The sequence below is a fragment of the Aeromicrobium sp. genome, assembly GCF_049587115.1.
Taxonomy (GTDB): Bacteria; Actinomycetota; Actinomycetes; order Propionibacteriales; family Nocardioidaceae; genus Aeromicrobium.
This window is the reverse complement of record NZ_JBAVDI010000069.1, coordinates 1-26,969: the sequence shown is the minus strand read 5'-3', so window position 1 is coordinate 26,969 and position 26,969 is coordinate 1. Positions and strand designations below refer to the sequence as shown.

Genomic DNA, 26,969 nt, shown 5'->3' with positions numbered 1-26,969 from the left:
CGGACACACCGTGGTGCCCAGTGCTCCTCTGCCGGCTATCGACGACCCCAACCTGCTGTTCATCAACGCGGGCATGGTCCAGTTCGTACCATTCTTCCTCGGCCAGCGCACCCCGCCGTACAAGCGGGCGGTCAGCGTGCAGAAATGCATCAGCACACCTGACATCGACGAGGTCGGCAAGACCTCGCGGCACGGCACGTTCTTCCAGATGAACGGCAACTTCTCCTTCGGCGACTACTTCAAGGAAGGGGCCATCAAGCACGCCTGGAATCTGGTCACCAGCTCTCTTGACGAAGGTGGCTATGGCTTCGCGCCCGACGCGATCTGGGTCACGGTGCTCGAAGGTGACGACGAGGCGCGGCAGATCTGGCGCGACGTCATCGGCCTGCCCGATGAGCGCATCCAGGAGCGCGGCCTGCTCGACAACTACTGGCACATGGGCGTGCCCGGCCCCGGTGGACCGTGCAGCGAGATCTACGTCGATCGCGGCGCGGAGTTCGGGCCCGACGGCGGCCCGGTCGTCGACGAGGACCGGTTCCTGGAGATCTGGAACCTCGTGTTCATGCAGGAGGAGATCACCAACGTCCGGGCCAAGGACCAGTTCGACGTCATAGCCGACCTGCCGAACAAGAACATCGATACCGGCATGGGCCTCGAGCGAGTCGCGTACCTGCTGCAGGACAAGACCAACCTCTACGAGATCGACGAGGTCTTTCCGGTCATCGAGAAGGCCTCGGAGATCACCGGTCGCACCTATGGCAAGAACCACGGTGACGACGTCCGATTCCGCGTCATCGCCGACCACGTTCGCAGCGGGCTGATGCTGATGGGTGACGGTGTGACGCCGGGCAACGAGGCTCGCGGCTACGTGCTGCGCCGGCTGCTGCGCCGCGCGGTGCGCTCGGTGCGCCTGCTGGGCTACGAGGATCCAGCGCTGCCTGCCCTGCTCCCGGTCAGCCTGGAGCGCATGAAGGCGTCCTATCCCGAGCTCGAGGCCGACTTCCCACGCATCTCTCAGATCGCATATGCCGAGGAGGAGGCGTTCCGTCAGACCCTGGGCAAGGGCACCCAGATCTTCGAGAGTGCTGCCATCGCGGTCAAGGACGGTGGTGGCATCACGCTGCCGGGCGAGCAGGCCTTCGCGCTGCACGACACCTACGGCTTCCCGATCGACCTGACGCTGGAGATGGCCTCCGAGCAGGGGCTGTCTGTCGACGAAGACGGCTTCCGCGCCCTGATGGCCGAGCAGCGCTCGCGTGCCAAGGCCGATGCGAAGTCGAAGAAGGGCAGCCACGCCGACACGACGGTCTACCGGGCCGCGCTGGACGCCAACGGACCGACTGACTGGCTGGCCTACACCGACCTGACGACCGAGTCGCGTGCACTCGCTCTGATCTCCGGCGGAACCGACGTTCGGGTGCTGACGGCCGGCACCCTCGGCGAGGTGGTGCTCGACCGCACTCCGTTCTATGCCGAGTCCGGCGGTCAGCATGCAGACGCGGGAGTCCTGACGTGGGACGGGGGCCGCGCCGAGGTGCTCGACGTCCAACGCCCGGTCCGCGGACTCGTGGTGCACCAAGTGCGGGTGCTGGACGGTGAGCTCGCGCTCGATCAGGTGCTCGAGGCTTCCGTCGACCCTCAGTGGCGGCTCGGCGCACGGCAGGCCCACTCGGGCACGCACGTCGTCCACGCCGCGCTGCGTGAGGTCCTCGGGCCCACGGCCCTGCAGTCCGGCTCGTTCAACCGACCCGGCTACCTGCGGCTCGACTTCGGCTGGAACGGCGCGCTGTCACCCGACCAGCTGCACGGTGTCGAGGCCGTGTCCAACCGGGCTCTTCGTGCTGACCTACCGGTCAGTGCGCAGACCATGTCGCTGCCCGAGGCCCGCGACTTCGGTGCGCTCGCGCTGTTCGGCGAGACGTATGGCGAGGACGTGCGGGTCGTCGAGATCGGTGGCCCCTGGTCCCGCGAGCTGTGTGGCGGCACGCACGTCGAGCGGTCCTCTCAGATCGGCACCGTGGTGATCACCTCGGACAGCTCCGTCGGGGCCGGCAACCGACGCATCGAGGCGTTGACGGGTATCGAGGGGTTTGAGTACCTCGCGCGCGAGCGTGACGTCGTCAGGCAGCTGACCGAGATCCTCAAGACCCAGCCTGACGAGGTACCGGCACGCGTCAAGGATCTGGTCGACCGGCTCAAGGCCGCAGAGAAGGCCGCCGAACGCACCAAGGCTGCACAGCTCATGGGTGCGGCCGGCGACATCGCGGCAGCCGCCAAGGACGTCGACGGCATCGCCTATGTCGGACACCATGCTGCCGGCGCGGGTGGGGGAGACGTGCGCACGATGGCGCTCGACATCCGCAACCGGCTACGCGATCGCCCCGCTGTCGTGGTCGTGATCGGCGACGCCGATGACAAGCCTGCCGCGGTCGTGGCGCTGAACGACGCCGCGCAGGAGCGTGGACTCTCGGCCAACCAGCTGATCGGCGTCGTGGGCGACAAGATCGGCGGTCGGGGCGGCGGGAAGTCCGATGTCGCGCAGGGCGGTGGCAGCGACGTGGCGGCCATCCCCGCGGCGCTCGCCGCGGTCGAAGCGGCGCTGCGCGCGTGACGATGCGGCGTGGTCGGCGCATCGGCGTCGACGTGGGCGACGTCCGCATCGGGGTTGCCGTGAGTGATCCGGACGGCATCCTCGCGACGCCGGTCGAAACCGTTCCCGCTGGCCCGCAGGCAATCGGTCGACTTGCCGCGCTGGTCGCCGAGAACGATGCCCTGGAGTGCGTCGTGGGCCTGCCGGTCGGTCTGTCCGGACGGGAGGGGCCGGCCTCGATCAAGGTTCGGGCGTTCTGCGCCGAGCTGGCGCCGGCCATTGCCCCCGTGCCGATCCGACTGTTTGACGAGAGGATGTCGACCATGACTGCCGACAGCAACCTGCGCCACAGTGGCCGGTCCGGCTCGGCGCGGCGGACCGTGATCGACCAGGCTGCGGCTACCGTCATCCTGCAGACAGCACTCGATTCAGAGCGAACCCGCGGGTCCGCGCCCGGAGAAAGCTTGTGAGGAACCAATGAGCGACAGTGGACTGGACCTGATGACGGGCGGCTCGTCCGACCCCGGGCGACGACGGGTGGACACACCTCCGCGCAAGCCCTGGGGTCGCCGCATCGTCGCGCTGGCCATCGTCATTGCTGTCGTGTTCGGCGGATTTCTCGCCTACGGCAAGATCTCCAGCTTCTTGGGCGGTCCGGCCGACTACACGGGAGCCGGGACCGGGTCTGTCGTCGTGGAGATCCCGACCGGTTCAGGGGGCCAGCAGATCGCTGCCGTGCTGGCCAAGAACGATGTCGTCAAGAGTGCAGAGGTGTTCTACCAGCTCGCGATCAAGGACACCCGGTTCCAGGGGATCCAGGCCGGTTTCTACAAGGTGCCCAAGCAGATGTCCGCCGAGTACGCAATGCGTGCCCTCACTGACAAGAGCAACATGGTCGGCGCGCCCGGGGAGTCCTCCGTCACGATCCCCGAGGGGTCGCGGGTCAAGTCGATCATCAAGATCATCGCGGCCAAGACGAAGATCTCCGCAGCGGACGTCAAGGCCGCGCTCGATGACACCAAGGCCATTGGTCTGCCGGCAGTTGCCAAGGGCAATCCGGAGGGCTATCTGTACCCTGCCACCTACGTCGTCGGTCCCAAGACCACAGCTGTCGAGCTGATCAAAAGGATGGTCGCCAAGACGGTGGCTGTTGCCAAGGACCTGGACATCGGCACTCGGGCCAAGGCTTTGGGACTCAATGGCGAACAGGTGCTGACCGTCGCGAGCATCCTGGAGTTCGAGGCAAAGAAGGACGAGGACTACGCCAAGGTCGCCCGGGTGCTGTACAACCGGATCGACGACGGGATGCTGCTGCAGCTCGACTCCACGGTGTCGTACGCCAGCGGTCGCGAGGGTGACGTCTTCACGACCCCTGACGAACGCAATTCGGACTCGCCGTACAACACCTACAAGGCCACCGGACTGCCTCCCGGTCCCATCGGGTCGCCCGGCCAGAAGACGATCGAGGCGGCACTCAACCCCGCGCAGGGCGATTGGCTCTACTTCGTCGCAGTCAACCTGGAGACCGGCGAGACGGTGTTCTCGAACACGCTGGACGAGCACAATCGGGCAGTCAAGAAGCTCGAGGCGTACTGCGCCGCCGCAGACGACAAGATCTGCTGATGCGGTGTGCGGTCCTGGGGTCACCGATCGCCCACTCGTTGTCACCGGTCATGCACCGCGCGGCCTACATCGCTGTCGGCCTGGACTGGACGTACGACGCGATAGCGGTCGAGGAGGGCGAGCTGCCGCTGTTCCTGCGATCCCTCGGTGACGACGTCCGCGGGTTGTCGGTGACCGCGCCGCTCAAGCATGTCGCCGCGCGCGAGGCCCACCAACGCAGCGAGCACGTGGAGCTGTTGGGCGTGGCGAACACCCTCATCGTCGACGATGGCCTGCTGTCAGCTCACAACACGGACGTCACGGGTGCGCTCGCGGCCCTGCAGCAGCACGATCTGCTGGCTGGTGTCCGCACCGCGCGCATCCTGGGAGCCGGCGCCACTGCGACCTCGCTCGCGTACGCCCTGTCGACGCAGGGCCTGGAGCAGCTGGAGCTCGTGGTCCGCGATCCGTCGCGTGCCGAGGAGACCGCGGCGGTGGCCGAGCGGCGCGGGGTCCAGGTCGCGATCGCGGAGTTCGGTGGTCAGACCGCTGACCCGGTCGATCTGCTGATCTCGACCGTGCCGCACGACATCGCCGGCATGCACTCCCACGAGCTCGTCAGAGCCGCGCGTGCCGTGTTTGACGTGGTCTATGAACCGTGGCCCACCCGCCTCATGCGTGTCGCTGCGGAGGCGGGTCTGCCCAGCGTGAGCGGGCTGGACCTCCTCGCCCACCAGGCCGCGCTCCAGGTCGAGCTCATGACCGGCGCTGTGGTCGATCCACAGCTCCTGCTGGATGCCGCCGTGGGCGAGCTCACGAGCCGCTAGGTTCTGTCGAGTGACCATCGCCATCACCGCTGTCTTCGCGGCTCTCCTGGGAGCAGCCGGACCCGCCGTGCTGCGGCGCATACCGGAGCCGGCCAACGCAGACAGCGACAAGCTTCCGTACGCCGTGCTGGCGGAGGTGCGCGGGCTCAGCGTGGGCCTGGCACTGACCTCAGCCCTGATGGCCGGCATCGTGGCGTGGCGCATCGACCACGTCGAGCTGCTGCCCGTATGGGTGCTGGTCGCAGCGGCGGGGTCGTGGCTGGCCTTCATCGACTGGCACACACGCCTGCTGCCCTTCGCGATCGTGGCCCCCACCTATCTGCTGACCTTGCCGCTCGTGGCCCTCGGCGCCCTGCTGTTGCAGGACCCGCAGGTGCTGGTCCACGCACTGGTTGCAAATGTCGTGGTCTACGTCGTCTTCCGTGTCCTCCACCGGATCGGCAGGGGCGCATTCGGGTTCGGCGATGTCCGACTGTCGGGGGTCCTGGCGCTGGCACTCGGAGCGCTGGGCGCGAGCGAGGTGATCGTCGGGATGTACGCCGGATTCATCATCGGTGCGGTCTTTGGCCTCGGTCTGGCGCGCCTGCGGATCGTGGACCCGAAGTCCTACGCGTTCGGGCCATACATGATTGTCGGAGCAGTGGTCGGCGCCGCTTGGGGACCCTCCTTCTACGCCGTGTGAGCGAGCTGTGTCCTCGCTGATCCGTGACGACACGCCCGTGGGAGCTGCTGTCGACTCGGTACGTGACGACCGTCCGACCCGGTACGCACTCCGCTGGTGCAGATGTGGCGTGGGAGAATCGTCCTCATGCTTCGTTGGTTGACCGCAGGTGAGTCGCACGGTCCCGCCCTTGTCGCCGTCCTCGAAGGACTGCCCGCCGGGGTGCAGGTGACCAGCAAGGACATCCAGACCGCCTTGGCGCGCCGCCGGCTCGGCTACGGCCGGGGCGCCCGGATGGCGTTCGAAGCCGATGAGCTCGAGATCGTCGGCGGGCTGCGACACGGCTCGACGATGGGTAGCCCGATCGCACTGCGCATCGGCAACAGCGAGTGGCCCAAGTGGGAACAGGTCATGTCCGCCGACCCGGTCGACCCCGAGCTGCTCGACGGGCTCAAGCGCAATGCACCGCTGACCCGTCCGCGCCCCGGGCACGCCGACCTGGCCGGCATGCAGAAGTACAGCTTCGACGAGGCCCGTCCGATCCTCGAGCGGGCCAGCGCGAGGGAGACCGCCGCCCGTGTCGCGCTCGGTGAGATCGCCGCGCAGTTCATCCAGCAGACCACCGGCGCGACGATCGTGTCGCACGTCGTCGAGCTCGGCACGGTGCGCGCACCGGCCGGTGCGATCCCGTCCCACGACGACGTGGAGGCACTCGACGCTGACCCCGTGCGATGCTTCGACGCTGACACCAGCGCCTCGATGGTCGCCGAGATCGATCAGGCGCACAAGGACGGTGACACGCTCGGCGGTGTCGTCGAGGTCGTGGTCGAGGGATTGCCGCCGGGCCTCGGCTCGCACACCCACTGGGACAAGCGGCTCGATGGCCGACTGGCTCAGGCACTGATGGGGATCCAGGCGATCAAGGGTGTCGAGATCGGTGACGGCTTCGAGCTGGCCCGCACCAGGGGGTCGCTCGCACACGACGAGATCGTGCCGACGTCCGAGGGCATCCGCCGCGTGTCCGGGCGCGCCGGCGGCACCGAGGGCGGCATGACGACCGGCGAGATCCTGCGCGTCCGGGCCGCGATGAAGCCGATCGCGACGGTCCCGCGAGCACTACGAACCATCGACGTCGAGACCGGTGAAGAAGCGCGCGCGCATCACCAGCGATCCGACGTGTGCGCTGTTCCGGCCGCTGGCATCGTGGCCGAGGCCATGGTCGCACTGGTGGTGGCCGACGCGATCCTGGAGAAGTTCGCCGGTGACGCCGTCGAGGAGACCAGCCGCAACGTCCAGGGCTACCTCGACAACCTGAGGCACCGTTGAGCCCCACCGCGATCCTGGTCGGTCCTCCCGGAGCGGGCAAGACGACCGTCGCCCACGCCCTCGCACGACGACTCGACATCCCCTTCAGGGACACCGACCAGGACATCGAGGCCAGCGAGGGCGTCTCCGTGCAGGAGATCTTCGTCGACCGCGGCGAGGCGCACTTCCGCGCACTGGAGGAGAAGGCCGTCGCGGCCGCGCTGCTCGGGCACGACGGCGTCCTGTCGCTGGGCGGAGGCGCAGTGCTGAGCGGAGAGACACGGCGGTTGCTGGCTCCGCATCGAGTGATCTTCTTGGACGTCGGTCTCCCCGCCGCAGTGTCCCGGGTGGGTATGAACGGCAATCGACCGCTGCTGCTCGGAAACGTCCGCGCGCAGCTCAAGAATCTGATGGACCGGCGGCGTCCGCTCTACAGCCAGGTCGCTCGATTCACGATCGTCACGGATGATCTGGACGCCGACCAGGTGACCGACCGCGTGCTGGCCCTGATCGAGGAGGACCAATGACCACCCGCCTGACGGTTCTGACTGCCCATCCCTACGACGTGGTGATCGGCAACGGAGTTCACGAGCAGCTGCGCGAACTGGTCGGAGACGACCTCGGTGTCATGCGCGTCGCGATCATCCATCCGCCGTCGATGGTCAGCCGGGCCGAGACCCTGCGTGAGCCGCTGATGGCCGACGGGCTGGAGGTCCATCTGATCGAGGTGCCCGACAGCGAGCGGGCCAAGAACGCGGACGTGCTGGCCTTCTGCTGGCAGGTCCTCGGCCAGGCAGGCTTCACCAGGTCTGACGTCATCGTCGGTCTGGGCGGCGGCGCGACGACCGATCTCGCCGGATTCGTCGCGGCGAGCTGGCTTCGGGGCGTCCGTTTCGTCAACGTTCCCACGACCGTGCTGGGCATGGTCGATGCTGCGGTCGGCGGCAAGACCGGTATCAACACAGGCGAGGGCAAGAACCTCGTGGGGGCGTTTCACGAGCCGGCCGGGGTGCTGTGCGACCTGGACGTCCTGAGGGAACTACCCGCCGCTGAGCTGCGCAGCGGCCTGGCGGAGGTCGCCAAGTGCGGGTTCATCGCAGATCCGACCATTCTGGACCTGATCGAGGCCGCGCCGGAGATGATCTCGGACCCGTTGTCCCCGATCGTCGCGGAGCTGATCACCAAGGGCATCGTGGTCAAGGCGCGCACTGTCGCCGGCGACCTGCGGGAGACTGGCGCGGACGGCTCCATCGGCCGCGAGGCGCTCAACTACGGCCACACCTTCGGTCATGCCGTCGAGAAGTTCGAGCACTACCGCGTTCGGCACGGCGAGGCCGTCTCGATCGGCATGGTCTACGTCGCTGAGATCGCGCACCGCGCGGGCCTGATCGATCAGGGCCTGCTCGACCGGCATCGGTCGGTCCTCGGGGCGATCGGGCTGCCGATGACCTATCGGCCCGGCATCTGGGAGGCCCTCGCGGCCACGATGCGGTTGGACAAGAAGACACGGGGCGATCAGCTCCGTTTCGTCGTACTCGATGGACTGGCCAGTCCCACGATCTTGGCGGGGCCGGAAGAACGGCTGCTCCTGGACGCCTACCGGGCCATCTCCTCGTGAGCGCGGCCGACCGACGGGCCCGGCTCGTCGCTGCGCTTGCGGAGTGCGACCTCGACGGCGTCGTCATCACCACGCTGGTCAACGTGCGTTATCTGACCGGATTCACCGGTTCCAATGGTGCGCTGGTGCTGCCGCGCGAGGGTGAGCCAGTGTTTCTCACCGACGGGCGCTATCGCGACCAGGCCGCCGAGGAGCTTCCCGACCTCGCCCACGTGATCGGTCGCGACCTGCTCGCGGGTGCGGCGCAGAGCGTGACGCATGGCAGCTGGGGCGTGGAGACCCACGTCCTGAGCGTCGACGACCACGCCCGACTCAACGACCTGGTGGGCGACGCGTCGCTTGTGCCTGCCGTTCGCCTGGTCGAGTCGTTGCGCGAGGTCAAGGATCCGTCCGAGATCGACGCTTTGCGGACCGCCTGCGACATCTCGACCCAGGCCCTTCAATGGCTGGTCGGTCAACGGCTCGAAGGTCGCACCGAACGCGCAGTCGCCCGTGATCTCGAGCACAGGATGCTGGAGCTCGGCGCCGAGGCGATCGCGTTCGACACGATTCTGGCCGCAGGTGAGAATTCGGCAATCCCGCACCACAGCCCGACCGACCGTCTGCTGGCTCACGGAGATCTGGTGAAGGTCGACTTCGGTGCGCGGGTCGATGGATACCACGCCGACTGCACCAGAACGTTCGTGCTGGGCCGTGCCGACGACTGGCAGCGCGAGGTTCACGCCGCGGTCCAGGAGTCACAGGCCGCTGGACTGGAGCTGTTCCGAGCGGGCGCGGCGGTGGCCGATTCCTACGCCGCGGCGACCTCGTCGCTGGACGCGTCGGGATGGCTGCACGCCTTCACGACTGGACTCGGACACGGTGTCGGGCTCCAGATCCACGAGGACCCGTTCATCGGACCTTCCCACGCAGGTAAACTGGACAGTCGCACCGTCCTGACGATGGAGCCGGGCATCTATGTGCCGGGCCGTGGGGGAGTGCGAATCGAAGACACCGTCCTCGTGACCTCGGGCGCCCCCGAAGTACTCACCACGATGACCAAAGACCTCCTGGAGATCGGCTGATGGCCACCACGAACGACATCAAGAACGGCATGGTCCTCGACCTGGACGGACAGCTCTGGTCCGTCGTGTGGTTCCAGCACCACAAGCCCGGCAAGGGCGGAGCCATGGTCAAGACGACCCTCAAGAACATCATGAGCGGCAAGACCGTCGACAAGACTTTCAACGCCGGGCTGAAGATCGAGACCGCGAACGTCGACAAGCGCGATTTCCAGTATCTCTACCACGACGGCGACTCGTACATCTTCATGGACAAGTCCACCTTCGACCAGGTCAACATCTCCGACGCGGTCGTTGGCGACGCGAAGGACTACATGCTCGACAACCAGGACGCCATGGTGGCGATGCACGACGGCATCCCGCTCTACATCGAGCTGCCGGCGTCGGTCGAGCTGTTGGTGGAGTACACCGAGCCGGGTCTGCAGGGCGACCGGTCCAGCGGCGGCACCAAGCCGGCTCGCCTCGAGACCGGCAAGGACATCCAGGTCCCGCTGTTCATCGTCAATGGCGAGAAGATCAAGGTCGACACCCGCGACGGCAGCTACCTCGGTCGCGTGCAGTCCTGATGGGTGCTCGGTCCAAGTCACGCAAGCGCGCCCTTGACATCCTGTTCGAGTCCGAGGCGCAGAGCCTCCCGCCGGGCGGCAGCATGGCCGACCGGATCGCGGAGGGCGACTACCCGGTCAACGAGTACGCCGTTGCGCTGATCGAGGGCGTCGTGAGGCACCGTGACCGGTTGGACGAGATCATCACCGAGAACGCCAAGGACTGGACGTTGGACCGGATGCCGGCGGTGGATCGCAACCTGTTGCGGATCGGCGCCTACGAGATCCTCTACGTCGACGACGTCCCCGACGCCGTCGCGGTCAGTGAGGCGGTGGGGCTGGCCGGCGAGCTGTCCACCGACGAGTCCCCGTCGTTCATCAACGGCTTGCTGAGTCGCATCGTGGAGCTCAAGCCGACCCTGACAGCCTGACCAAAGCGCCGCCCGGAGCGCCAGATCGAGGGCCCCAGGCCCCGGTCGTTGATGCTGGCCAAGAAGCGCATCCAGACCGCCGTCAGGCCAGACACACGACACGAGCGGGCTGCGTTGACCTGCGCCAAGGCTGTCTGTGTCGTAATGTAAGCGATCGCCACTCCACCGTTCGAACCACCGCGACGTGAGGATGCACATGGGCGGACTACCGTTCTTCGAGTATCTCAAGACCTTCCGATCCGAACTCATCTTCGACTCACAGCAGCACATACTCCTGTCCGTGCAGGTGCTGGCCTGCGCTGCAGCCCTCGGCCTGGCCATCGCGATCCTCACCTATCGCTCGACGATCGTCTCCAATGCGGCTGTGAACCTGTCGTCGGTGCTGTTCACGCTCCCGTCCATCGCCTTGTTCGGCCTGATGGTGCCGATCACGGGACTCGGCCTCGCGACGGCGTTCCCGATCCTGGTTCTCTACGCACTCCTGCCGATCATCCGCAACGCCGTCGTGGGGTTGCAGGGCGTCGATGCCGACATGGTCGACGCCGCGCGCGGGTTGGGCATGGCGCGCTCACGCATCCTGCTGCAGATCGAGCTCCCGATCGCGTGGCCCGTGATCCTGACCGGCATCCGGGTGGCTGGCCAGCTCACAGTTGGTCTGGTCGTGATCGCCGCCTACGTGCGCGGGCCGGGCCTGGGCACCGGGATCCTGCACTCGCTGTCGGCCCTGGGCTCGGTCAACACCTTCAACGAGGCGCTCGCCGGCACGATCCTCGTCGTGCTGCTGGCCCTCGCTCTTGATCTTGTCTTCGTACTCGTCCGCCGACTGACCACCCCCAGGGGGCTCCGTGTCTGACCCGAATCCCGCCACACCAACATCTTCTCCGCGTGCAGGCGGTGTGCCGATCGTGCTCAAGAACGTCACGAAGTCGTACCCGGACTCAGCCAAGCCCGCCGTCGACTCGCTTGACCTCGAGATCCCTGCCGGGGAGATCGTGGTCCTGGTGGGTCCGTCGGGTTGTGGGAAGACGACCACGATGCGGATGATCAACCGTCTGATCGAGCCGACCTCGGGCAGCATCACGATTGATGGCGAGGACGTGCTATCGCTCAACGACGTCAAGCTGCGACGCACGATCGGGTACGTCATCCAGCAGGTCGGACTCTTCCCGCACCTGACGATCGCGCAGAACGTCGCGCTGGTGCCCAAGATGCTCAAGCATCCGAAGGACCAGATAACGGCGCGCGTCGACGAGATGCTCGATCTGGTCGGGCTCGAACCCAACACCTACCGGGGTCGCTTCCCACGGCAGCTGTCGGGTGGTCAGCAGCAGCGGGTGGGCGTGGCTCGCGCGCTTGCGGCGGATCCTCCAATCATGCTGATGGACGAGCCGTTCGGCGCCGTCGACCCCATCACCCGCTCACGTCTGCAGGACGAGTTCCTGTCGCTGCAGGAGGATCTGGGCAAGACCATCGTCTTCGTGACTCACGACTTCGACGAAGCAATCAAGATGGGCGACCGCATCGCGATCCTGCGGGAGGGCTCGGCCATCGCGCAGTACGGCACGCCGGAGGAGATCCTGGCCAATCCGGCCGACGATTTCGTCGAGGGATTCATCGGTCGGGGCGCGACCCTGAAGCGGCTCGCGCTCGAGCGGCTCTCGGAGATCGACCTTCGCCCGGCGTCCGAGGCCGGCGAGAACCCGTCGACCATCTCGATCAAGGCAACGCTGAGCGATGTTCTCGACACGATGCTCTCCGACGGCGAGGACTGCCTTGCCGTCGTGCGGCGTGGTCAGCCCGTCGGAGCCATCAGCCTCGACGATCTCCTGTCGCGCGTGCGCGAGCTGCGCGAGGAGTCACGGTCGAACGCGGACGACGCGCAGGAGACGCCCGCATGAGTGGGACGACCGAGCCGGCCTCCCGCACTCCAGCGGGGCCCGAGATGGAGTCGGCGCCCGACCCGCCCAGCACCCGTCGGTCGGTCCTGAAGTGGACCGACCTGCTGGTGCCGGTGTTCTGCGTGCTCGCGATCGCGGCCGACGTGCTCTATCTCGCGAACGCTGACCTGGACTCGATCGTGCGTCGCGCCGTCGACCCGGCCACGGTCACCCGGCAGACCCTCGACCACCTCAAGATCAGCATCCTGATCGCGCTGCTCGTGATGGCTGTCGCCGTGCCGCTGGGCGTGCTGGTGACTCGTCGGAGGTTCGCCTGGATCTCCCCGGGTGTGCTGGCCATCGCGAATGCCGGGCAGGCCGCCCCGAGCATTGGCTTGCTCGCGATCATCGGCATCTTCTACATCGGGCTGTGGGCTGTCGTCGGGGTGCTCGCGGCCTACAGCGTGCTGCCCGTCCTGCGCAACACGATCGTCGGCCTGCAACAGGTCGACAGCGGGGTCAAGGATGCCGCCCGCGGCATGGGCATGTCGCCGCTCGGGGTCCTGTTCCGCGTCGAGCTCCCGCTGGCGGTTCCGATCATCGGTGCCGGCGCGCGCACCGCGCTCGTGCTGGCCGTCGCCACGGTCGCCTTCGGCGACTACATCGGTGCTGGAGGACTGGGCGGGCTGCTGTTCGGCAGCATCAAGTTGGGGCGCAACGAGGTCCTCGTGCTGGCCAGTCTGCTGATCGCTGTCCTCGCGCTCCTGGTCGACTGGGCCGGTGGACTGGTCCAACGCTCCTTCACCCCTCGCGGCATCCGCTGAACCAACCGGTCACCTGCCCACCATCGAAAGGCACAGCATGAAAACGCTTCGTCACCAGACATCCCTGATCGCCGGCGCCGCAGCCATCGCCCTCACCCTCGGTGGGTGCGGACTCGGCGGCGACGGCGGCGGCACGAGCAAGAGCGTCGACGCAGGATCGGTCGACCCGACAGCGCTGAAGGGCGTGTCCCTGGCCGTTGGCTCCAAGGAGTTCGACGAGCAGCTGCTGCTCGGTCAGCTCACGATCCAGATGCTGAAGGCCGCCGGCGCCAACATCAGCGACAAGACCAACATCCAGGGCAGCACGGCCACCCGCAACGCCCTCAAGTCGGGCAAGACCGACGTCTACTGGGACTACAACGGCACCGGCTGGATCAACTACCTCGGTCACGACAAGCCGATCCAGGACCCGGTCGAGCAGTTCAACGCCGTCAAGGCCGAGGACCTGAAGAAGAACGGCCTCGTGTGGGGCGCGCCGGCGCCGTTCAACAACACCTACGCCTTCGCCACGACGGAGGAGTTCGCGGCAAAGAACAACATCAAGACGCACTCGGACATGGCCGCGTACGTCAACAGCAACGATGCGAGCGTCTGCGTCGAGAGCGAGTTCGCGGGCCGGCCCGACGGCTACCCGGGGTTCGCCAAGACGTACGACATGAAGGTCAAGGGCAAGACCAAGAAGCTCGGCACCGGCGTCATCTACACCCAGATCGACAAGGGCGGTTGTGATTTCGGCGAGGTCTTCACGACCGACGGGCGCATCGCCGCGCTCGGGCTCAAGCCGCTGGACGATGACAAGAAGTTCTTCCCGCTCTACAACGGCGCCGTGGTGCTGCGCGAGGAGACCGACACCAAGTTCCCGGCGATCCTCGAGGTGCTCAAGCCGCTGAGCGACAAGCTGACGACCGAGACGATGGCTGAGCTCAACGCCAAGGTCAGTGCCGAGGGCCTCCCGCCGGCCAAGGTTGCCGGGGACTTCCTCAAGAGCGAGGGATTCATCAAGTAGGCCCATTGCGGGACGGATCTCCCGATGCTCGCGCGGCCCAGCTCGCGAGTGCCGGAGAGATCCGTCCGGCCGGGACGGTGTGATTCCAGTGGCCCGTCAGACACGGGCGAACGACTCGACTGCGCTGCAGGACCTCGGTCACGGCCCTGCTAGGCTCGCCCCGAACAACGACATCCTTTAACGGCCGTCCCGAGAGGCGGAGAAGGAGGTCAGACATGGCTGCGTCCGATGGCGCCCCCCGTGCTGACAGCTCGCACGAATCCGTACGAACGGTCCTTGACGATCGAGACATCTCGCGGGCTCTGACCCGCATCACGCACGAGATCCTCGAACGCAATCGAGATGCGTCCGACATCCTGCTGCTGGGCATCCCGACTCGCGGGGTTCATCTTGCTCGCCGGGTCGCCAAGCGGATGTCCGAGGTTGAGGGCCGAACCATCACCGCAGGTGCGCTGGACATCACGATGTACCGCGACGACCTGAGGCTCAAGCCGGCGCGCGCTCTCGAACACACCGAGATCCCCGAGGACATCGACGACAAGATCGTCGTGCTGATCGACGACGTGCTGTTCTCGGGTCGGACCATCCGCGCCGCTCTGGATGCCCTCACCGAGCTGGGCCGACCCCGCTCGGTGCAGCTGGCGGTGCTGATCGACCGCGGCCACCGTGAGCTGCCGATCCGGGCCGACTACGTCGGAAAGAACCTGCCGACCTCGCTGGCCGAGAACGTCAAGGTTGCGCTGTCGGAGTCCGATGACCGCGATGGTGTGGACATCATGGGAGGAGCGGCATGATCAAGAATCTGCTCAGCGCAGGTGACCTGGACCGCGGCGACGCGATTCGCATCCTCGACACCGCCGAGGAGCTGCTCGGCGTGGCGAGCCGACCGATCAAGAAGCTGCCGACGCTGCGCGGGCGCACCGTGGTCAATCTGTTCTTCGAGGACTCGACCCGCACCCGCATCTCGTTCGAAGCCGCAGCCAAACGGTTGAGCGCGGATGTCATCACCTTCTCGGCCAAGGGATCGAGCGTGTCGAAGGGCGAGAGCCTCAAGGACACGGCGCTGACGCTGCAGGCGATGGGTGCCGATGCTGTCATCGTCCGACACCAGCACTCCGGGGCACCGCACCGGCTGGCCAACGCCAAGTGGACCAACGGCGCCGTCATCAACGCGGGTGACGGCACGCACGAGCACCCGACCCAGGCGTTGCTGGACGCCTTCACGATGCGCAGGCACCTCGGTGATCTGGTCGGCAAGCGCGTCACGATCGTCGGCGACGTCCTGCACAGCCGCGTCGCCCGATCGAATGCGCTCCTGCTGCACACCCTGGGGGCGCACGTCACGCTCGTCGCGCCCCCGACGCTGCTGCCGGTGGGCGTCGAGCACTGGCCGGTCGAGACGTCGTACGACCTGGACAGCTCGCTGGAGAAGGCCGACGCGGTCATGATGCTGCGGGTGCAGGCCGAGCGGATGAATGCCGCGTTCTTCCCGAGCGCGCGTGAGTACAGCCGCCGCTATGGCCTCGACCTGCCGCGGCTTCGGCTGCTTCCCGAACATGCGATCGTCATGCATCCCGGACCGATGAACCGCGGCATGGAGATCACCGCCGATGTCGCCGATCACGACCGCTCGGTCATCGTCGAGCAGGTCACCAACGGCGTGGCCGTGCGGATGGCAGTCCTCTACCTCCTCCTCGGCGGCGCCGCTGGGGAACCCACCAGCGAAGAAGGCACTGAATGACCTCGTACGTGATCCGGGGGGCCAGCATCCTCGGCGAGAACGTCAGCGACATCGCTTTCGAGGACGGGGTGATCACCGCGATCGGCGCGGGCCTCACCGCAGACGAGACGATCGAGGCGAGCGGCCTCGTCGCACTGCCGGGCCTCGTGGACCTGCACACCCACGTCCGCGAGCCCGGGCGCGAGGACGCCGAGACCGTGCTGACCGGATCCCAGGCAGCAGCGCGCGGCGGCTTCACCTGCGTGCACGCGATGGCCAACACCGATCCGGTCGCGGACACCGCAGGCGTCGTCGAGCAGGTGTGGCGACTCGGCCGCGAGGGCGGCTACTGCGATGTGCAGCCGGTCGGCGCGGTCACGATCGGCCTCGGTGGCGAGCGGCTCGCCGAGCTCGGCGCGATGGCCGACTCAGCGGCCGGAGTACGGGTGTTCTCCGACGACGGCAGGTGCGTGTCGGACGCCGTGATCATGCGTAGGGCACTGGAGTACGTCAAGGCGTTCGACGGAGTCATCGCGCAGCACGCGCAGGAGCCTCGCCTCACCGAGGGCGCGCAGATGAATGAGGGGCAGCTGTCGGGGGAGCTCGGCCTGACCGGCTGGCCGGCCGTCGCCGAGGAGGCCATCATCGCCCGCGACGTCCTGCTCGCCGAGCACGTCGGCTCGCGGCTGCACGTGTGTCACCTGTCAACCCGGGGCTCGGTCGAGATCATCCGCTGGGCCAAGGGCCGTGGCATCGACGTCACCGCCGAGGTCACGCCTCACCACCTGCTGCTCAGCGATGATCTGGTGCGCAGCTACGACCCGATCTACAAGGTCAACCCGCCCCTGCGATCCAGCGATGACGTGGCAGCAGTCCGCGAGGGGCTGGCCGACGGCACGATCGACATCGTCGCAACAGATCATGCGCCGCACCCGATGGAGGACAAGGAGTGCGAGTGGTCCGCAGCGGCCTTCGGGATGCTCGGTCTCGAGACGGCGCTCTCGGTCGTGCAGCAGGCCATGGTCGACACCGGACTGATGACCTGGGCGCAGGTGGCCGAGGCGATGTCGACCAGACCTGCCGACATCGGCCGCGTCCGCAACCAGGGCCGCCCGCTCGCGGTGGGCGAGCCGGCCAACATCGTGTTGATAGATCCGGCTGCGACCCGACTGATCGACGCCCGCGACACGGCATCGCTGTCGCGCAACAATCCATACGCCGGTCTGACCTTGCCGGGCGAGGTCGTCGCAACGTTCCTGCGCGGCAGACCCACCGTTCGTGACCGGGCCCTGGTCGAAGGAGTGACGGCATGACGACAGAAGCAATCCTGGTCCTCGAGGACGGCCGGGTGTTTCGTGGCGAGAGCTATGGCGCGGTCGGCGAGACGATCGGCGAGATCGTGTTCTCGACCGGCATGACCGGCTATCAGGAAACCCTGACCGATCCGTCCTACAAGGGCCAGATAGTCGCGATGACTGCGCCTCACATCGGCAACACCGGTGTCAACGACGAGGACTTCGAGTCGCGTCGGATCTGGGTCGACGGCTACGTGGTGCGCGACGCCGCCCGGGTTCGCAGCAGCTGGCGCTCGAACGCGACGCTCGACGAGGCGCTCGAGGGCCAGGGTGTCGTTGGAATCTCCGGCGTGGACACCCGCGCCCTGACCCGACACCTGCGTGAGCGCGGGTCGATGCGTGGGGGCATCAGCTCGGTCTCGGGCGATGTCGAGGCCCTTCTCGCCAGGGTCAACGCAGCTCCGGTCATGACGGGCGCCAGCTTCCTCGACGACGTGACGACCCAGCAGGCTTACGTCGTCCCCGCAGTCGGCCACAAGCGGCTCACCGTCGCGGCGATCGACCTGGGCATCAAGGGCATGACTCCACGGCGGATGGCCGAGCGCGGCATCGAGGTTCACGTCCTGCCTGCGAGCGCGACGTTCGAGCAGATCGCCGCACTCGCACCGGATGGAGTGTTCATGTCCAACGGGCCCGGCGACCCTGCCACGGCTGACCACGCTGTCGCGACGCTTGCGGAGGTGCTGGAGGCACGGATCCCGTACTTCGGCATCTGTCTGGGCAACCAGATCTTCGGCCGGGCACTGGGTCTGGGCACCTACAAGCTCGCGTACGGGCACCGGGGCATCAATCAGCCGGTCCAGGACCTGACGACCGGCAAGGTCGAGATCACGGCTCACAATCACGGCTTCGCCGTGGACGCGCCGATCGAAGGCACGTTCGCGACCCCGTACGGCCCGGGCCACGTGACGCACGTGTGTCTCAACGACCAGGTCGTCGAGGGGCTCGCGCTGCTCGACCAGCCGGCCTTCAGCGTGCAGTACCACCCGGAAGCCGCGGCGGGACCGCACGATGCGGCCTATCTCTTCGACAGATTCGTGGATCTCATGCAACGCACCGTCCCGCTCGCCACCAGTGGAGGAGATCAGCACCATGCCTAAGCGGGAAGACATCAAGAGCGTCCTGGTCATCGGCTCCGGCCCGATCGTCATCGGCCAGGCCTGCGAGTTCGACTACTCCGGGACGCAGGCGTGCCGCGTCCTCCGCGAGGAGGGGATCCGGGTCATCCTGATCAACTCCAACCCGGCGACGATCATGACCGACCCGGAGTTCGCCGACGCGACCTACATCGAGCCGATCACCCCGGAGTTCGTCGAGAAGGTCATCGCTCAAGAGCGGCCCGATGCGCTGCTCGCGACGCTGGGTGGGCAGACCGCGCTCAACGCAGCCATCCAGATGCACGAGGCCGGCGTGCTGGAGAAGTACGGCGTGGAGCTGATCGGCGCATCCATCGAGGCGATCGAGAAGGGCGAGAACCGCGAGTCCTTCAAGCGCGTGGTCGCGACACTGCCTCCCGAATGGGGTGCCGAGTCGGCCGAGTCGGTCATCTGCCACACGATGCAGGAGTGCCTCGACGGGGTGGAAGGCCTGGGTGGCTACCCGGTCGTCGTCCGGCCCTCGTTCACGATGGGCGGTTCCGGATCGGGACTGGCGTACGACGACGCTGATCTGCACAGGATCGCCGGTTCGGGACTGGCTCTCAGCCCCACGACCGAAGTGCTCCTCGAGGAATCGATCCTCGGCTGGAAGGAGTACGAGCTCGAGGTCATGCGGGACACCGCCGACAACGTCGTGATCGTCTGCACGATCGAGAATCTTGATCCCATGGGTGTGCACACCGGCGACTCGATCACCGTGGCGCCTGCGATGACGCTGACCGACGTCGAGTACCAGCGACTGAGGGACATCTCGATCGGCATCATCCGCGAGGTCGGTGTCGACACGGGCGGCTGCAACATCCAGTTCGCGGTCAATCCCGCGGATGGCCGGATCGTCGTGATCGAGATGAACCCGCGCGTCTCCCGATCGTCCGCGCTGGCATCCAAGGCCACGGGCTTCCCGATCGCCAAGATCGCCGCCAAGGTCGCGATCGGCTACACGCTTGACGAGATCCCCAACGACATCACCCAGGAGACGCCGGCGTCGTTCGAGCCCACGCTCGACTACGTCGTCGTCAAGGTCCCACGGTTCGCGTTCGAGAAGTTCCCGGCCGCCGATCCGACGCTGACGACCCACATGAAGTCGGTCGGCGAGGCCATGGCGATCGGTCGTAACTTCACCGAGGCGCTGCAGAAGGCACTGCGCTCCCTGGAGCGGCCCAATGCGGTCTTTGACTGGCACAAGGACTGGGTCGACCTCGACAAGGAGGCGTTGCTGGACCAGATCACGGTCCCGCACGATGGCCGCCTGAAGAAGGTCATGGACGCGATTCGCGCCGGGGCGACGCCCGAAGAGATCTTCGCCGCGACCAACATCGACCCGTGGTTCGTCGACCAGCTCGCGCTGATCAACGAGATCGCCGTCGAGCTCACCGGCGCCAGAGAACTGTCGCCGGCGTTGCTGCGCCGGGCCAAGCGGCACGGATTCTCCGACGCTCAGATCGGCAAGATCCGCGGTCTGACCGAGGACGTCGTCAGGGGAGTGCGGCACGCGCTGGGGGTCCGCCCGGTCTACAAGACCGTCGACACGTGTGCGGCCGAGTTCGCCGCCACGACGCCGTACCACTACTCCTCCTACGACGAGGAGACCGAGGTCGAGACCCGCACCAAGCCGGCCGTCCTGATCCTCGGCAGCGGGCCCAACCGCATCGGCCAGGGCATCGAGTTCGACTACTCGTGCGTCCATGCCGCCATGGCGCTGTCGGAGGTGGGGTACGAGACGATCATGGTCAACTGAAACCCCGAGACCGTCTCGACCGACTACGACACTTCTGATCGGCTCTACTTCGAACCGCTGACCCTCGAGGACGTACTCGAGATCGTGCACGCCGAGACCCAGGCCGGTCCCGTCGTTGGAGTCATCGTCCAGCTCGGCGGACAGACACCGCTCGGGCTTGCAGCGGGACTGGAGCGGGCCGGGGTGCCGATCGTCGGCACCCAGCCCGCCGCGATCGACCTCGCCGAGGAGCGCGGAGCCTTCGGTCGGGTTCTTGAGGCAGCGGGGCTGCCGGCTCCCAAGCACGGCATGGCCACGACCTTCACCCAGGCCAAGACCGTGGCCGACGAGATCGGCTATCCGGTGCTGGTGCGTCCGTCCTACGTCCTGGGCGGCCGCGGCATGGAGATCGTGTACGACGAAGGGACCCTGAAGGACTACATCGACCGGGCCACCGAGATCTCACCGGAGCACCCCGTCCTGGTCGACCGCTTCCTCGACGACGCGATCGAGATCGACGTCGACGCGCTGTACGACGGCACCGAGCTGTTTCTCGGTGGCGTGATGGAGCACATCGAGGAGGCCGGCGTCCACTCAGGTGACTCAGCCTGTGCGCTGCCGCCGATCACGCTGGGCCAGCTCGAGATCGAGCGGATCCGGGAGTCGACCGAGGCGATAGCCAAGGGCGTGGGGGTGCGGGGACTCATCAACATCCAGTTCGCGCTCTCCTCCGACATCCTGTACGTCATCGAGGCGAATCCGCGGGCCTCGCGCACCGTGCCGTTCGTCTCGAAGGCGACCGCGACCCAGCTGGCCAAGGCGGCAGCCCGGGTCATGCTGGGGGAGTCAATCGCCGATCTGCGCACGGCCGGGGTCCTGCCGGTCAGCGGGGACGGCGGCCTGCTGCCCGACAACGCACCGATCGCGGTCAAGGAAGCGGTCATGCCGTTCAACCGCTTTCGGACGTTCGAGGGCCGGTACGTCGACACGCTGCTCGGGCCGGAGATGCGATCGACCGGCGAGGTCATGGGCATGGACGTGGGGTTCGGCACTGCCTTCGCCAAGAGCCAGGCAGGTGCGCAGAACGGCCTGCCGACCTCGGGCCAGGTGTTCGTGTCGGTTGCGAACCGCGACAAGCGCCACATGATCTTCCCGGTCAAGCGCCTCGCGGACCTGGGCTTCGAGATCCTCGCCACGAGTGGGACGGCCGTCGTGCTGGCCCGCAACGGCGTGAAGGCGACGGTCATCCGCAAGCTCAACGAGGAGCCGCTCGAGGGTCAGTCACGCTCGACGATCGTCGAGAAGATTCACGCCCAGGACGTGCAGCTGATCATCAACACGCCGCACGGTGTGACCTCGGGCGGCAGCCCGCGCATCGACGGCTACGAGATCCGGACAGCGGCGGTCGCCGAGGGCATCCCCTGCATCACGACGGTGCAAGGTCTGGCTGCCGCAGTGCAGGGGATCGAGGCGCTGATCGAGGGCCGGATCGGCGTCACCTCGCTGCAGGAGTGGGGCCGGCTGGTGCACGCGGGTCGGGAGATCCGATGACCTTCGGGTCACGCGCGCGCGCGGCCATGGCTGCATACGGCCCGGCCTGCGTCGGGATCGACCCGCACGCGAGCCTGCTCGCGGAGTGGGGTCTGCCCGACGACGTCGAGGGGCTGGATCGTTTCGCCTCGATCTGCGTCGAGGCATTCGCGGGCCAGGTCGGATTCGTCAAGCCGCAGTCGGCGTTCTTCGAGCGCTTCGGCGCCCGTGGGGTCGTGGTGCTCGAGCGGACGATCCAGGACCTGCGACACACGGGTTCGCTCGTCGTGCTGGACGTCAAGCGTGGCGACATCGGCTCCACCGCCGCTGCCTACGCCGCCGCGTATCTCGATGACGACGCCCCGATGGCCGCCGACGCGATTACCGTCAGCCCGTACCTCGGCTTCGGCTCGTTGCTGCCGTTCTTCGAGGTCGCCGACAAGAATGACGCCGGGGTGTTCGTCCTGGCGTTGACCTCCAATCCCGAAGGCCCCGAGATCCAGGGCGCCCGCAACGGCGACACCACGGTGGCGGGAGCTGTGCTCTCCCAGCTCGCGGCCCTGAACGCCGGCGCCGAGCCGATGGGAGCCTTCGGCGCGGTCGTGGGCGCCACGATCGGGGAGACGACCGAGGACCTTGGCATCAACGGGCCGCTGCTGGTGCCTGGATTCGGCGCGCAGGGCGGGACGACGGCAGACATCCGGCGGCTGTTCGGCCCCGTCATCGACAACGTCATCCCGTCCACCTCCCGCGGCGTCCTGTCGGCCGGACCCGATGTCGAGGCACTCCGCGATTCTGTCGTCCGGGTGAACGCCGAACTTGTAGGGTCATGATGGTCCACGTTGTCCGCCCTTTGAGAGGCCACTGCATGAACAAGAGCGCCGTCGTGCTGATTTCGACGATCGTCAGCATCACGACACTTGCGGGCTGTGGGGGCGGTGGCAGCCCCTACTGTGACGCGGTCAAGAAGGATCAGGACACGCTGAACACCTTCGGGCAGAAGCGCACCGACGCGGCCTACGCGAAGTACGCCTCGACGTTCAAGGCCGTCGGCAAACAGGCACCCGCCCCGATCAAGAAGGACTGGATGACGTTGTCCACGGTCACGCAGGGCATCATCTCCGCGCAGAAGGAGGCCGGCGTCAAGCTTGAGGACATGACTGACACCGCGACCGTCAAGAAGATCGACCCGGCTCAGCTCACCAAGCTCAACGCGGCGTACAAGAAGTTCAACGCCACCACCTCCGAGCGCAATGCGGTGGTCAAGAACGTCCTGCAGGAATGCGACATCAAGCTCAAGTGATCCGTTCGTCCAACAGATGAGGTGAGGCAAGTGGCACTCCCGACATTGACGCCCGAACAGCGGCAGGCAGCGCTGGAGAAGGCGGCCGCCGCGCGACAGCTGCGCGCCGAGGTCAAGAACCGCCTCAAGCACTCCCGTGCGAGCCTGACCGAGGTCATCCAGGAGGCCCGGGCCAACGAGGTCATCGCGAAGCTCAAGGTCATCGACCTCCTGCAGTCGATGCCCGGGGTCGGCAAGGTGCGCGCGCGAGAGATCATGCAGCGGATCGGCATCGCCGACAGTCGCCGGCTGCGAGGACTCGGTGCCAACCAGGTCAAGGCCCTGATTGCCGAGTTCACGGACCGAACAGGCCGCGCTGGCCGTGCCTGACGCGGCATCGTCCTCCGCCGAGCCCACCCGCTCGCGTCTCGTGGTCCTTGCCGGACCTACGGCGGTCGGCAAGGGCACGGTGGCGGGATGCGTGCGTGAGCATCATCCGGAGATCTGGATCTCGGTGTCGGTCACGACACGACCCGCGAGTCCCGGTGAGATCGACGGCGTCCACTACCACTTCATCTCCGAGGACCAGTTCGACCGACTCGTCGATGACGACGGGCTGCTGGAGTGGGCCGTCGTGCACAGCGCGGCCCGCTACGGCACTCCGAGGGCCGCTGTCGAGGAGCAGCTTGCGGCCGGGAGGCCGGCCCTGCTGGAGATCGATCTGCAGGGCGCACGACAGGTTCGCGAGCGGATGCCGGAGGCGCTGATGTGCTTCCTGGCGCCACCGACCTGGCAGGAGCTGGAGCGCCGCCTGGTCGGACGGGGCACGGAAGGTCCCGAGGAGAGAGAGCGCAGACTCGTCACCGCGCGGACCGAGCTGGCAGCCGAGTCGGAGTTCGACGTGACGATCATCAACACCGATGTCGAGACTGCTTGCCAAGAATTGGTAGACTTGTTCAGATCCGGCAGCAGCCGGCTACATCTCTAGACTTTTTCTGTGAGGCTTTCTGTGTCAACGACACGCTCGGTCGCCATCGGCATCACCAACCCGCCGCTCGACGACCTGCTCGAGAAGGCGGACAGCAAGTACAAGCTCGTCCTCTACAGCGCCAAGCGTGCGCGCCAGATCAACGCCTACTACTCGCAGCTCGGCGAGGGTCTTCTGGAGTACGTCGGACCTCTGCTGGAGACCGGTGTCCAGGAGAAGCCGTTGTCGATCGCGCTGCGCGAGATCAATGCAGACCTGCTGACCGTCGAGGACATCGACCCCGAAGCCGAGGCTGCTGCCGCCGAGAAGGCCTGATCCTTCCGACCAGGGACGGGGTGTTGGCATGAGCGAGATCGTTCTCGGCGTGTCTGGGGGCATCGCGTCCTACAAGGCCGCTGAGCTGCTGCGTCTGTTCACGGAGTCCGGCCACAGTGTCCGCGTCGTCCCGACCGCGTCATCACTCAACTTCGTGGGCGCTGCGACCTGGGAGGCGCTGAGCGGCAAACCGGTCCAGACCGGGGTGTTCGAGCATGTCGACGAGGTTGCCCACGTGCGAATCGGCCAGGGCGCCGATCTGGTGCTGATCGCCCCGGCCACCGCCAACATCATGGCCAAGGCCGCGCACGGCCTGGCCGACGACCTGCTGACCAACACCTTGCTGACCGCGCGCTGCCCGGTGGTCTTCGCGCCTGCGATGCACACCGAGATGTGGGAGAACCAGGCCACCCAGGCCAATGTGGCCACCCTTCGCTCCCGCGGCATGGTCGTGCTGGAGCCCGCGGTCGGTCGTCTGACCGGCACCGACACCGGCAAGGGACGTCTGCCCGATCCCGCCCAGATCTACGCAGCCGCCGTGCAGGTCCTGGAAGGTCACTCCCAGGACCTGGGCGGCAAGCACGTCGTGATCTCGGCAGGCGGCACCCGTGAGTTCCTCGATCCGGTCCGCTACCTCGGCAACCGCTCGTCCGGGCGCCAGGGCTACGCGCTGGCCGAGGCCGCCGTGGCGCGCGGAGCGCGCGTCACCGTGGTCGCCGCCAACGTGTCGCTGCCTGATCCGGCCGGTGCCGAGCTGATCCGGGTCGTCACGACCGAAGACCTTCGGCGGGAGGTGCACATGGCGGCGGCAGACGCTGACGTCGTGGTGATGGCAGCTGCGCCCGCTGACTTCCGTCCAGCCGAGTTCGTGGACGCCAAGATCAAGAAGGCCGCTGACGGAGTCGCCCCCGAGATCCGGCTGGTCGAGAATCCAGACATCCTTGCCGAGCTCGTGGCCGCGCGCACCAGCAAGCGACCGCTCATCGTCGGCTTCGCTGCCGAGACCGGTGACGCCCACTCCACCGTGATCGAGCATGCCCGGGCCAAGCTTGCCCGCAAGGGCTGTGACCTGCTCGTGGTCAACGATGTCAGCGCCGGCAAGGTTTTCGGTGCCGATGACAACGAGGCCGTGATCCTCGGCGCCGATGGCACGGTCGAGGAGATTCCACGGGCACCCAAGATCACTCTCGCCCACGTCATCTGGGATGCCGTGGTCCAGCGGGTGGACTGATCGGGACCACCGGTCACCTCGCTCGTTAAGATTCTGTACAGCCGACCAACCAGGAGAAATCAGTGAGCCGCTTCTTCACGTCCGAGTCCGTGACCGAAGGTCACCCGGACAAGATCGCCGACCAGATCAGCGACAGCGTCCTCGACGCACTGCTCGAGCAGGACCCCAAGAGTCGTGTGGCCTGCGAGACGTTCATCACGACGGGACTGATCGTCGTCGGAGGTGAGGTCACGACCGAGGCGTACGCCGACATCGCGAAGATCGCGCGTGACCGGGTGCTCGAGATCGGTTACGACTCGTCCGTCAAGGGCTTCGACGGCGCTTCCTGCGGTGTGCAGATCACGCTTGACGCGCAGTCCCCGGACATCGCGCAGGGCGTCAACACGGCGTTCGAGGGGCGTTCGGAAGGATCGGCCGATCCGCTCGACCTGCAGGGCGCCGGTGACCAGGGCCTGATGTTCGGCTTCGCGTGCGACGAGACGGCCGAGCTGATGCCGTTGCCGATCACGATCGCCCACCGCCTCGCCGAGCAGCTCACGCTGGTTCGCAAGGACGGCACGCTGCCGTACCTGCGCCCGGACGGCAAGACCCAGGTGACGGTCGAGTACGACGACAACGACCGTCCCGTGCGCGTCGACACCGTCGTTCTGTCGACGCAGCACGAGGACGGCATCGATCTCGACACTCAGCTTGCGGCCGACATCAAGAAGCACGTCGTCGACGTCATCCTGGCCAACTTCGACGTCGACACCTCCGATTACCGCCTGCTGGTCAACCCGACCGGCAAGTTCGTGATCGGTGGCCCGATGGGCGACGTCGGTCTGACCGGCCGCAAGATCATTGTCGACACCTACGGTGGGTACGCCCGCCACGGCGGCGGCGCGTTCTCCGGCAAGGACCCCAGCAAGGTCGACCGTTCTGCCGCCTACGCAATGCGCTGGGTCGCCAAGAACATCGTCGCCGCCGGCCTCGCCAGCAAGGTCGAGGTCCAGGTCGCGTACGCGATCGGCAAGGCGCACCCGGTCGGCTTCTACGTCGAGACTTTCGGCACCGAGACCGTGCCGGTCGACAAGATTCGTGCCGCCGTGCTGGAGGTCTTCGATCTTCGTCCGGCCGCGATCATCCGCGATCTGGACCTGCTTCGTCCGATCTACGCGCAGACTGCCGCGTACGGACACTTCGGCCGTGAGCTCCCGGGCGTCATCTGGGAGACCACCGATCGCGCGGACGCACTCAAGGCCGCCGCATCGAAGTAGCTGTCCGCGCGGGCTGGTAGAACAGCACCGTGACTGACGACGAGGGACCCGAGCAGCTTGCTCTGGTCCCT

26 protein-coding genes and 1 pseudogene are annotated in these 26,969 nt (G+C 67.0%); all 27 read left to right on the top strand.

The genetic code is table 11. From position 1 onward, the window contains the following. The coding region (gene alaS, locus WB461_RS07210) for an alanine--tRNA ligase (protein ID WP_423852047.1) at positions 1-2,611 on the top strand (2,611 nt) is incomplete at its 5' end. A 2-nt stretch (positions 2,612-2,613) separates the two neighbouring features. After that, complete coding sequence (gene ruvX / locus WB461_RS07205) at positions 2,614-3,060, top strand: Holliday junction resolvase RuvX (protein WP_423852051.1); 447 nt, start codon at positions 2,614-2,616, stop codon at positions 3,058-3,060. Positions 3,061-3,067: 7 nt separating this feature from the next. Further along, the gene (gene mltG, locus WB461_RS07200; protein WP_423852046.1) at positions 3,068-4,213 is read left to right on the top strand and encodes an endolytic transglycosylase MltG; all 1,146 of its coding nucleotides are present in this window, start codon (positions 3,068-3,070) and stop codon (positions 4,211-4,213) included. Next, complete coding sequence (locus WB461_RS07195) at positions 4,213-5,019, top strand: shikimate dehydrogenase family protein (RefSeq protein ID WP_423852045.1); 807 nt, start codon at positions 4,213-4,215, stop codon at positions 5,017-5,019. The genes mltG and WB461_RS07195 overlap by 1 nt, the downstream gene beginning before the upstream one ends. Before the next feature lie 10 nt (positions 5,020-5,029). After that, on the top strand, positions 5,030-5,701 hold the full coding sequence (locus tag WB461_RS07190; RefSeq protein WP_423852044.1) for a prepilin peptidase: 672 nt from the start codon (positions 5,030-5,032) through the stop codon (positions 5,699-5,701). Between the two features lie 126 nt (positions 5,702-5,827). Then, the gene (gene aroC / locus WB461_RS07185; protein WP_423852043.1) at positions 5,828-7,006 is read left to right on the top strand and encodes a chorismate synthase; all 1,179 of its coding nucleotides are present in this window, start codon (positions 5,828-5,830) and stop codon (positions 7,004-7,006) included. Continuing rightward, positions 7,003-7,512 carry a shikimate kinase gene (locus tag WB461_RS07180; protein WP_423852042.1) on the top strand — a complete coding sequence of 170 codons (510 nt, stop codon included), beginning with the start codon at positions 7,003-7,005 and terminating at the stop codon, positions 7,510-7,512. The genes aroC and WB461_RS07180 overlap by 4 nt, the downstream gene beginning before the upstream one ends. Next, on the top strand, positions 7,509-8,603 hold the full coding sequence (aroB, locus tag WB461_RS07175) for a 3-dehydroquinate synthase (protein WP_423852041.1): 1,095 nt from the start codon (positions 7,509-7,511) through the stop codon (positions 8,601-8,603). The genes WB461_RS07180 and aroB overlap by 4 nt, the downstream gene beginning before the upstream one ends. Further along, a complete protein-coding gene (locus WB461_RS07170; protein WP_423852040.1) occupies positions 8,600-9,667 on the top strand; it encodes a M24 family metallopeptidase in 1,068 nt (355 codons plus the stop codon). Before aroB ends, WB461_RS07170 begins: the two co-directional genes overlap by 4 nt. After that, positions 9,664-10,230: an elongation factor P gene (gene efp, locus WB461_RS07165; protein WP_423852050.1), complete on the top strand. Its 567-nt coding sequence runs from the start codon at positions 9,664-9,666 to the stop codon at positions 10,228-10,230. The genes WB461_RS07170 and efp overlap by 4 nt, the downstream gene beginning before the upstream one ends. Further along, positions 10,230-10,640: a transcription antitermination factor NusB gene (nusB, locus tag WB461_RS07160; RefSeq protein ID WP_423852039.1), complete on the top strand. Its 411-nt coding sequence runs from the start codon at positions 10,230-10,232 to the stop codon at positions 10,638-10,640. Before efp ends, nusB begins: the two co-directional genes overlap by 1 nt. A 196-nt stretch (positions 10,641-10,836) precedes the next feature. Further along, positions 10,837-11,493, top strand: a complete 657-nt coding sequence (locus WB461_RS07155) for an ABC transporter permease (RefSeq protein ID WP_423852038.1) — start codon at positions 10,837-10,839, stop codon at positions 11,491-11,493. A 43-nt stretch (positions 11,494-11,536) separates the two neighbouring features. Next, on the top strand, positions 11,537-12,538 hold the full coding sequence (locus WB461_RS07150; RefSeq protein WP_423852037.1) for an ABC transporter ATP-binding protein: 1,002 nt from the start codon (positions 11,537-11,539) through the stop codon (positions 12,536-12,538). After that, positions 12,535-13,341, top strand: a complete 807-nt coding sequence (locus tag WB461_RS07145; RefSeq protein WP_423852036.1) for an ABC transporter permease — start codon at positions 12,535-12,537, stop codon at positions 13,339-13,341. The genes WB461_RS07150 and WB461_RS07145 overlap by 4 nt, the downstream gene beginning before the upstream one ends. 37 nt (positions 13,342-13,378) lie before the next feature. After that, complete coding sequence (locus tag WB461_RS07140) at positions 13,379-14,347, top strand: glycine betaine ABC transporter substrate-binding protein (RefSeq protein ID WP_423852035.1); 969 nt, start codon at positions 13,379-13,381, stop codon at positions 14,345-14,347. Between the two features lie 215 nt (positions 14,348-14,562). Then, positions 14,563-15,141 (top strand): bifunctional pyr operon transcriptional regulator/uracil phosphoribosyltransferase PyrR, encoded by a 579-nt coding sequence (gene pyrR, locus WB461_RS07135; RefSeq protein ID WP_423852034.1) that lies wholly within the window; start codon positions 14,563-14,565, stop codon positions 15,139-15,141. Continuing rightward, the gene (locus tag WB461_RS07130) at positions 15,141-16,088 is read left to right on the top strand and encodes an aspartate carbamoyltransferase catalytic subunit (RefSeq protein WP_423852049.1); all 948 of its coding nucleotides are present in this window, start codon (positions 15,141-15,143) and stop codon (positions 16,086-16,088) included. Before pyrR ends, WB461_RS07130 begins: the two co-directional genes overlap by 1 nt. Beyond that, positions 16,085-17,380, top strand: a complete 1,296-nt coding sequence (locus WB461_RS07125; RefSeq protein ID WP_423852033.1) for a dihydroorotase — start codon at positions 16,085-16,087, stop codon at positions 17,378-17,380. The genes WB461_RS07130 and WB461_RS07125 overlap by 4 nt, the downstream gene beginning before the upstream one ends. Then, on the top strand, positions 17,377-18,522 hold the full coding sequence (gene carA / locus WB461_RS07120) for a glutamine-hydrolyzing carbamoyl-phosphate synthase small subunit (RefSeq protein WP_423852032.1): 1,146 nt from the start codon (positions 17,377-17,379) through the stop codon (positions 18,520-18,522). The genes WB461_RS07125 and carA overlap by 4 nt, the downstream gene beginning before the upstream one ends. Beyond that, positions 18,515-21,847, top strand: a pseudogene (carB, locus tag WB461_RS07115) (carbamoyl-phosphate synthase large subunit). Before carA ends, carB begins: the two are co-directional and overlap by 8 nt. Then, the gene (gene pyrF, locus WB461_RS07110; RefSeq protein ID WP_423852031.1) at positions 21,844-22,659 is read left to right on the top strand and encodes an orotidine-5'-phosphate decarboxylase; all 816 of its coding nucleotides are present in this window, start codon (positions 21,844-21,846) and stop codon (positions 22,657-22,659) included. Before carB ends, pyrF begins: the two are co-directional and overlap by 4 nt. A gap of 35 nt (positions 22,660-22,694) precedes the next feature. Further along, positions 22,695-23,129, top strand: a complete 435-nt coding sequence (locus WB461_RS07105) for a hypothetical protein (RefSeq protein WP_423852030.1) — start codon at positions 22,695-22,697, stop codon at positions 23,127-23,129. 30 nt (positions 23,130-23,159) lie between these two features. Beyond that, positions 23,160-23,498 (top strand): integration host factor, actinobacterial type, encoded by a 339-nt coding sequence (mihF, locus tag WB461_RS07100; protein ID WP_423852029.1) that lies wholly within the window; start codon positions 23,160-23,162, stop codon positions 23,496-23,498. Further along, complete coding sequence (gene gmk, locus WB461_RS07095; protein WP_423852048.1) at positions 23,485-24,096, top strand: guanylate kinase; 612 nt, start codon at positions 23,485-23,487, stop codon at positions 24,094-24,096. Before mihF ends, gmk begins: the two co-directional genes overlap by 14 nt. A gap of 9 nt (positions 24,097-24,105) precedes the next feature. Continuing rightward, entirely contained in the window at positions 24,106-24,411 is a 306-nt protein-coding gene (gene rpoZ, locus WB461_RS07090; RefSeq protein ID WP_423852028.1) for a DNA-directed RNA polymerase subunit omega, read from the top strand. Positions 24,412-24,439: 28 nt separating this feature from the next. Then, positions 24,440-25,642 carry a bifunctional phosphopantothenoylcysteine decarboxylase/phosphopantothenate--cysteine ligase CoaBC gene (gene coaBC, locus WB461_RS07085; RefSeq protein WP_423852027.1) on the top strand — a complete coding sequence of 401 codons (1,203 nt, stop codon included), beginning with the start codon at positions 24,440-24,442 and terminating at the stop codon, positions 25,640-25,642. A gap of 62 nt (positions 25,643-25,704) precedes the next feature. Then, positions 25,705-26,898, top strand: coding sequence for a methionine adenosyltransferase (metK, locus tag WB461_RS07080; protein ID WP_423852026.1), 1,194 nt, complete (start codon positions 25,705-25,707; stop codon positions 26,896-26,898). Positions 26,899-26,969 lie beyond the last annotated feature (71 nt).

Coding starts and splice junctions, on each gene's coding strand:
- ruvX (WP_423852051.1), top strand. CDS start 2,614: ATGCGGCGTGGTCGGCGCATCGGCGTCGACGTGGGCGACGTCCGCATC.
- mltG (WP_423852046.1), top strand. CDS start 3,068: ATGAGCGACAGTGGACTGGACCTGATGACGGGCGGCTCGTCCGACCCC.
- WB461_RS07195 (WP_423852045.1), top strand. CDS start 4,213: ATGCGGTGTGCGGTCCTGGGGTCACCGATCGCCCACTCGTTGTCACCG.
- aroC (WP_423852043.1), top strand. CDS start 5,828: ATGCTTCGTTGGTTGACCGCAGGTGAGTCGCACGGTCCCGCCCTTGTC.
- aroB (WP_423852041.1), top strand. CDS start 7,509: ATGACCACCCGCCTGACGGTTCTGACTGCCCATCCCTACGACGTGGTG.
- nusB (WP_423852039.1), top strand. CDS start 10,230: ATGGGTGCTCGGTCCAAGTCACGCAAGCGCGCCCTTGACATCCTGTTC.
- WB461_RS07155 (WP_423852038.1), top strand. CDS start 10,837: ATGGGCGGACTACCGTTCTTCGAGTATCTCAAGACCTTCCGATCCGAA.
- WB461_RS07145 (WP_423852036.1), top strand. CDS start 12,535: ATGAGTGGGACGACCGAGCCGGCCTCCCGCACTCCAGCGGGGCCCGAG.
- WB461_RS07140 (WP_423852035.1), top strand. CDS start 13,379: ATGAAAACGCTTCGTCACCAGACATCCCTGATCGCCGGCGCCGCAGCC.
- pyrR (WP_423852034.1), top strand. CDS start 14,563: ATGGCTGCGTCCGATGGCGCCCCCCGTGCTGACAGCTCGCACGAATCC.
- WB461_RS07125 (WP_423852033.1), top strand. CDS start 16,085: ATGACCTCGTACGTGATCCGGGGGGCCAGCATCCTCGGCGAGAACGTC.
- carA (WP_423852032.1), top strand. CDS start 17,377: ATGACGACAGAAGCAATCCTGGTCCTCGAGGACGGCCGGGTGTTTCGT.
- pyrF (WP_423852031.1), top strand. CDS start 21,844: ATGACCTTCGGGTCACGCGCGCGCGCGGCCATGGCTGCATACGGCCCG.
- WB461_RS07105 (WP_423852030.1), top strand. CDS start 22,695: ATGAACAAGAGCGCCGTCGTGCTGATTTCGACGATCGTCAGCATCACG.
- coaBC (WP_423852027.1), top strand. CDS start 24,440: ATGAGCGAGATCGTTCTCGGCGTGTCTGGGGGCATCGCGTCCTACAAG.